Annotated in this window: 7 protein-coding genes; 3 read left to right on the top strand and 4 right to left on the bottom strand. The window is 58.5% G+C overall.

Annotated features, from left to right (window positions below; translation table 11 throughout):
• From N3G78_14475 to N3G78_14460, 4 genes are all read right to left on the bottom strand, one after another.
• On the bottom strand, nt 1-65 hold a 65-nt coding region (locus N3G78_14475), incomplete at its 3' end, for a hypothetical protein (GenBank protein MCX8119121.1).
• A gap of 144 nt (nt 66-209) precedes the next feature.
• Nucleotides 210-1526 carry a M20/M25/M40 family metallo-hydrolase gene (locus N3G78_14470; GenBank protein MCX8119120.1) on the bottom strand — a complete coding sequence of 439 codons (1317 nt, stop codon included), beginning with the start codon at nt 1524-1526 and terminating at the stop codon, nt 210-212.
• A gap of 61 nt (nt 1527-1587) precedes the next feature.
• Nucleotides 1588-3312 (bottom strand): adenine deaminase, encoded by a 1725-nt coding sequence (ade, locus tag N3G78_14465; GenBank protein MCX8119119.1) that lies wholly within the window; start codon nt 3310-3312, stop codon nt 1588-1590.
• 103 nt (nt 3313-3415) lie between these two features.
• Nucleotides 3416-3859: a hypothetical protein gene (locus N3G78_14460; GenBank protein MCX8119118.1), complete on the bottom strand. Its 444-nt coding sequence runs from the start codon at nt 3857-3859 to the stop codon at nt 3416-3418.
• Nucleotides 3860-4028: 169 nt separating this feature from the next.
• Here N3G78_14460 and serB point away from each other — a divergent pair, with 169 nt between their 5' ends.
• The 3 genes from serB to N3G78_14445 all read left to right on the top strand — a co-directional run.
• Nucleotides 4029-5309, top strand: a complete 1281-nt coding sequence (gene serB, locus N3G78_14455) for a phosphoserine phosphatase SerB (protein MCX8119117.1) — start codon at nt 4029-4031, stop codon at nt 5307-5309.
• 12 nt (nt 5310-5321) lie between these two features.
• Nucleotides 5322-6035, top strand: coding sequence for an HAD family hydrolase (locus tag N3G78_14450; protein MCX8119116.1), 714 nt, complete (start codon nt 5322-5324; stop codon nt 6033-6035).
• Nucleotides 6028-6402: RidA family protein (locus N3G78_14445; protein ID MCX8119115.1), on the top strand; the 375-nt coding region annotated here is incomplete at its 3' end. The genes N3G78_14450 and N3G78_14445, both read left to right, overlap by 8 nt.

The raw sequence follows: 6402 nt of genomic DNA, 5'->3' as shown, positions 1-6402 counted from the left end.
CCTTTTCCCCCGAAGAGCTTCTTGTTCTTTCCATCGGCTTCTTCAAACAGGTAGACATATTTCATCGGGTGTGGCTCCTCCTTTTTAAACTAATCGTCCATCATCTTAATTTTCTTTCACCGAAAAATCAATCTCTTCGGTCAGAACCGGTTGGAGAGGTCACGGGGCGTTCTCGTGGCCGGGAAAGGTCCTTCGTAGCTCGACATCCCTTAGGAAGCCACCCTCTGGACCATGCCAAACATCGCCTTGAGGCCCAAACCGAACGTTTTGAGGCCGATGCGTTCATTGTGGCCGTGGACCCTCATCAGCTCCTTTTCGGTCAATCGGAGGGGGCAGAAGTCGTAGGTGATGATCCCTTGCTCCCTCAGGAAGCGGCTGTCGGTGGCCCCGGGAAGGAGGAAGGGGACGATCGGACAGCCCGGGTCGTTCTCCGAAGCATAGGCTTCGATGGCCCGATAGAGTTCCGTGTCGAGGGGTGAGGGAGGAAGGGATTGGCTCTCCGAGAGGACCGATACTTCGATCTCCTCTCCCAGACGGGCCTTCACCTCTTTCAGGAACCTCTCCTTGTCCGTGCCGGGAATGAGACGGCAGTCCAGGATGGCCGAGGATTCCGAGGGGATGACGTTCGCCTTGGTCCCTCCCTTGAGGACGGTCAGGGAGAGGGTGTTTCTCAGCATGGCATTGTAAACGGGGTTGGAGATCAACCAGGTGGTGAAGGTGGCGTCTTGAAGCCCCTTTTCGATGTCCTCGAAGAATTCTCGCTCATAGGGAGGCTGCTTGGGTGCCATCCTTCGAAAGTACTCCCTGACGGTCGGGATCACGTGGAAGGGCGTCTCCCAACGGGTCAGGGAGTTCAGGGCCTGAACCATCTTGACATTGGGATTGTCTCCGAGGGGCATGGAGCCATGGCCGGAGGTCCCCCTGGCCTTCAGTTGGAGCTGGAAGATGACCTTCTGGCCATTGGAGAGGGCGTAGCGGTCAGGCGTGCCGTTGTCGTCGAGGATGATATGGCCTCCCTCGTTGAGGGCATATTCGGCCTCTTTGAGGGCAGGGACGTTCTCCATGGCCCATTGGACTCCCCACCTTCCGCCCGTCTCTTCGTCGGCGGCGGCGAAGAAGAGGAGGTCTCTCTTTAAAGGGATCCCCTGACGTTTGAGAAGGAGGAGGACCATCAGCTCGAGGATCCCGAGGGATTTACAGTCGAGGGTTCCCCGGCCGTAGAGAAAGCCGTCTTTGATCACCCCTTCAAAGGGCGGGACGTCCCAGGCCTCCTTCTCGACCGGCACCACGTCGATGTGGTGGAGAAGGAGGAGGGGTCGCTTCGATCCCTCTCCTCTTAGGGTGGCCAGAAGGCTTCCTCGACCCGGTGAGGGTTCGTAGATCTGGGAGGGGATACCTTCGGCATCGAAGATCTTTTTGAGAAATTTCGCCCCTTCGATCTCGTTTCCAGGGGGATTGACCGTATTGATCCGGATATACTCTTGCAAGTATGAGGTCGCCTCTTTCAAGACCAGATCCCAGTCCATCGAATTCCTCCCTTTCCAATCCGTGGTGTTTGATGCTTATGGGGTCCCACCGAATTCAGGTTCAATCCTCCCCGAAGACCGGCACGATCTTGAATTGGTTCACGTCCACCAGACCCTTGTCCGTGATCTTCAGCTCCGGGATGACGGGCAGGGAGAGGAAGGAGAGGGTCATGAAGGGGTCGGCCAGTCTGGACCCGAGCGACCTTACAGCCCTCAGCAGACGCTCCATCTTTCGGTGGACCTGGAGGACCGACTGCTCGGACATCAATCCCCCGATCGGCAGGGGGAGGTCGGCCAGCACCTTCCCTTCCGAAACGACGGCCAGACCCCCGGCCATCGCCTGGATCGTCTCGGCCACTTTCAGCATGTCCCGGTCGTTCGTTCCGACGATGACCAGGTTATGGGAGTCGTGGGCCACGGTCGACCCGATCGCTCCCCTTTTGAGGCCGAAGCCGTGGACGAAACCGAGGCCGATATTCCCCGTGGCCCGGTGTCTTTCGACCACGGCGATCTTTAGAATGTCTTGCTGGAGATCGGGCAAGGCGACGCCTTCCCTCAAGACGATCTCTTTCATCCCTTTTTTGGTGACGATCTGGTCGGGGATGACCTCGATCACCTTGGCAAGGGACCGATCGCTCCGGAGGAGGAAGGCCTCCTCGGTGAGGGGTTTGATGCGAAACCTCTTTGCCTCTTTCCGTTCGAAGGAGGGGAACCCTTTCATCGCCGCCCGGAGGAGTTTCCCCCCGTCAGCGACCAGCACGCCGTCTTTGAAGACCTTTTTGATGCGGAAGCGACCGAGGTGGTCGAAGGAGACGATGTCCGCCCGATATCCAGGCGCGATGGCCCCGAGATCGTCGAGCCGGAAATATTCGGCCGCATTGAGGGTGGCCATCTGGATGGCCAAGAGGGGATCGAGCCCTTCCTGAATCGCCCTCCTCACCATCGAGTCGATATGGCCCTCTTCGAGTAGCTCCCGGGGATGGCGGTCGTCTGTGACGAAGAAGAATCTTCTTCCGTTTTTGGCATGGACCAGAGGGAGGAGGTCTCTGAGATTTCGGGCCGTGGAGCCCTCGCGGACCATGATCCACATCCCGTTGGCCAACTTCTCCTTGGCCTCTCCGGCCGTCGTGCACTCGTGGTCGGATCGGATCCCTGCGGTAAGGTAGGCGTAAAGGGACCTTCCAGAAAGACCGGGGGCGTGGCCGTCGATTCGCCTCCCCTTGGCCAGCTCGATCTTCTTCAAAATCTCGTCCTCCCCCTGGATCACCCCTGGAAAGTTCATCATCTCCGCCAGGCCGATGACGCGCTCCTCCTTAAATAGAGGTTTTAAATCCTTCGCCTTAAGTTCAGCCCCTGCGGTTTCCATGCCCGTTGCGGGGACGCAGGAGGGAAGCATGAGATAGGCGTTGAAGGGAATCGCTTCGGCAGACCGGGCCATGAGGCGGATGCCCTCCGCGCCGAGGACGTTTGCGATCTCGTGGGGATCGAGGATGGCCGTGGTCGTCCCCCGGGGAAGGACCGCCCTTGCGAATTGGGGAAGGGTGACCATGCTCGATTCGATGTGGACATGCCCATCGATCAGGCCGGGACAGAGGAAGTCTCCTTCGACGTCGATGACCCTCTTGGCCGGATAGTCGCCAAACCCCACGATGATGCCGTCGAAAATGGCCACATCTCTTTTCTCGATCTCGCCGGAGAAGACGTTTACGACCCTCCCGTTCTTGATGAGGAGATCAACCTTCCCCTCTCCCGACGAGGCGCGGATCCTTTCCTTTAGCGAAGTCATCCCTCTTGTTCCTCCAGGAGGTCCCTCATGAGCCATCTGTAGATCCCTAAGATACCTATCTCCGAAAGGTCGGAAGCCTTCTCTGTCCCTTTCGGGGGAAGGCTTAGAAGGTCCCGAGCTGGCAGGATCGGATCTTCAGGCCCAGGGCTTCACAGGCAGAGGAGAGGGCCCTCCGCTCGACGCGGAGTCGATCGGCAAGGCCCCAGAGGGAGGCGCAGGTGACCGCTCCTTTTTCGGCCAGTTCTTCGAGGGCCTTCTTCATCTCCGGAGGCACCGAGGGTGAGGGCTCGATCGCCTTGCCACGGCTTTCGCCCTCTCCCCAGCCGAAGAGGCCGAGTTGACACTTCCTGATCTTTATCTCGAGGAGATCGGCGGTCCGGCCCACCTCGGACATCTTCACGTTCATCTCTTTGGAGATCTCCTCTGCCATGGAGCAGGTGAACTCACCCACCGCCATCTTCTCCCTGATCGCCCTGGCGATCGCCTCGTCCACCTTCGTGCCTGGGGGGTGCTTGAGCCCGTATCTTCCCTCGTCCTCGTGGGTCATGTCTCTTCAGCCCTCCTCTTTTTTGACGAAATCGGTTTTTTAAAAAATATCCAAGGAGGAGCGACTTGTCAACCGCCGAAGGGGGCGATGGGCGGTTGATTTTGAAGCCCCGGGTGTGGTAAGGAGAGGACGTCTTTGGACCATTTCTTTCGGCGCAGGAGGCCTGGTCGTGCCCCTTGAACCCCATACGAATCGAAAGGGCTTATACGTTCTCTCGGTGATCGGCGAGGACCGGGTCGGCCTCGTCTCCCAGGTCACCCAATTTCTCTACCAAAAGGGGTTCAACCTCGTCGACATCGAACAGTCGGTCATCCATTCCCAGTTCACGATGGTCCTTCTCATCGAGCCCATAAGCGGCCGATTCCGCTTGAGGGAGTTGAAGAGAGGCCTTTCCCTGCTCGCCAGGGAGTTGGACGTGAAGATCACCGCCACCCCGCTTCATGCCTTCAAGGGCCTCCGGCTGGCGGAGACGAAAGAACCCTATATCCTGACCATCCTCGGAACGGACCGTCCCGGGGTGGTGGCGGGTTTTTCTAAGGTATTCGCCCGTCACCGTTGTAATATCGAAAGGATCAAGATGATCGCCCGAGGGGAACTCCTGGCCATGGAGATGGCCGTCGATCTTCGCAAGGCCCATTTTTCCGAGCTTCGGCGGGAGCTTTCGGAGGTGGCCAGGGAGATCGGCATGGATGTGGTCTTTCAGCCCGAGGCCCTCTTCAAGAGGCGGAAGAAGGTGATCGTCTTCGACATGGATTCGACGATCGTCGACGGGGAGATCATCGACGAGATGGCGAAGGTCCTCGGCCTGGAGAGGGAGGTGGCCACGATCACCGAGAGGGGGATGAAAGGCGAGATCGACTTCACCGAATCGCTTCGGGCCAGGGTCTCCCTCCTGAAGGGATTGAAGGTGAAGAGCCTCGAATCGATCGCCCGGAGCCTCCGGCTCACCAAGGGGAGCGAGGAATTGATCGCCGCCCTGAAGGAGATGGGGTTCAAGATCGCCCTCATCAGCGGAGGGTTCACTTACTTCACCGACTATTTGAAGAAGAGGCTTGGGTTCGACTATGCCTTCGGCAACGAGCTGGAGATCCGGGCCGGAAGGCTCACCGGAAAAGTGAAAGGAAGGGTCATCGATGCCCGGAGGAAGGCCGAGATCATGGACGAGATCTGCAAGAGGGAAGGGGTCAGCCGCGAGGAGGTCGTGGCCATCGGCGATGGTTCGAACGACCGGATCATGGTGGCCAACGCAGGCCTGGGGATCGCCTTCAATGCGAAAGAGGTCTTGAAGAAGGTCGCCGACGGCGCCCTCACCAAAGAGCATATGAAGGGGATCCTCTATTGCCTGGGGATCACGGATCGGGATTTAAAACAAGGTGAGCCTACCGAAAGGGTGAAGCGGATCTCGAAACCCCACCTGACTCCGAGGAAGGCCGCCGACCCGAAAAGATGAGATAGCCCCCTCATGAGGCAAAGTCCCTTACAAGGCCTCAAGGCCATCGTCTTCGACTTCGATGGGACGCTGGCCGTCCTGAATATCGATTTCTCCCTAATGCGGGAACGGGTCTTCGCCCTCATCCGCCAATACGGGTTGAGGGAGGAGAGGATTCGGGAAAGGTACCTCCTGGAGATCATCGACGAAGTCTATCCCCTCCTCCGCGAGGAGAATCCCACCGGGGCTCAAACGTTCTATGAGGAGGCCCATCGCATCCTGAAGGAGGTGGAGCTTGAGGCCGCAGACCAGGGGAGGCTCCTTTCAGGGGTGGAAGAGGTCCTGCGGGGGTTGAGGGAAGCGGGGCTAAAGATCGGGATCATCACCCGGAACTGCGAGGAGGCGGTCCGGAGGGTTTTCCCGGCGATCGACGATTTTTGCGATGTCTTCATCTCCCGGGACTCCGTCAGGAAGGTCAAGCCCCATCCCGAGCATCTCAACCTCGTGTTAAAGGTCTTAGGGGTTTCTGGAGGGGAGGCGGCCATGGTGGGCGATCACCTGATCGACATCCAGGCCGGGAAGAAGGTGGGGATGGTGACCATCGGCGTCCTGACCGGCAGGATCAAACGGGAGGAATTTGAGGAGGCAGGAGCCGATTACATCCTGAACGATGTCACGGGCCTTTGTTCAATGGTAAAGCTCACAACAGAAGGGGAGTCGATCAGAGGAGGCGAGGACCATGGGTAAAAAGGTTATCTTTACGGAAAGGGCGCCCAGACCGATCGGGCCTTATTCTCAGGCCATCCGGGCAGGGGATTTTCTCTTTCTCTCGGGGCAGATTCCCATAGACCCTTCGACCGGGGAGATCGTCAAAGGCAAGATCGAGGATCAGACCCGACAAGTCCTGGATAATTTAAAGGGGATCCTTGAATCGGAAGGGCTTGGGATGGAAGACGTGGTGAAGGTCAATATCTTCCTCAGGGACATGGGGCAGTTTCAGGCGATGAACCAGGTCTATGCCTCTTACTTCCCCTCCTCCCCGCCCGCGAGATCGACCGTGGAGGTCTCCCGGCTTCCGAGGGACGTCGATCTCGAAATCGAGGCCATCGCCTTT

The organism is Thermodesulfobacteriota bacterium (assembly GCA_026415035.1).
Classification (GTDB): domain Bacteria; phylum Desulfobacterota; class BSN033; order BSN033; family UBA1163; genus RBG-16-49-23.
This window is presented reverse-complemented; position numbering and strand designations above follow the sequence as displayed.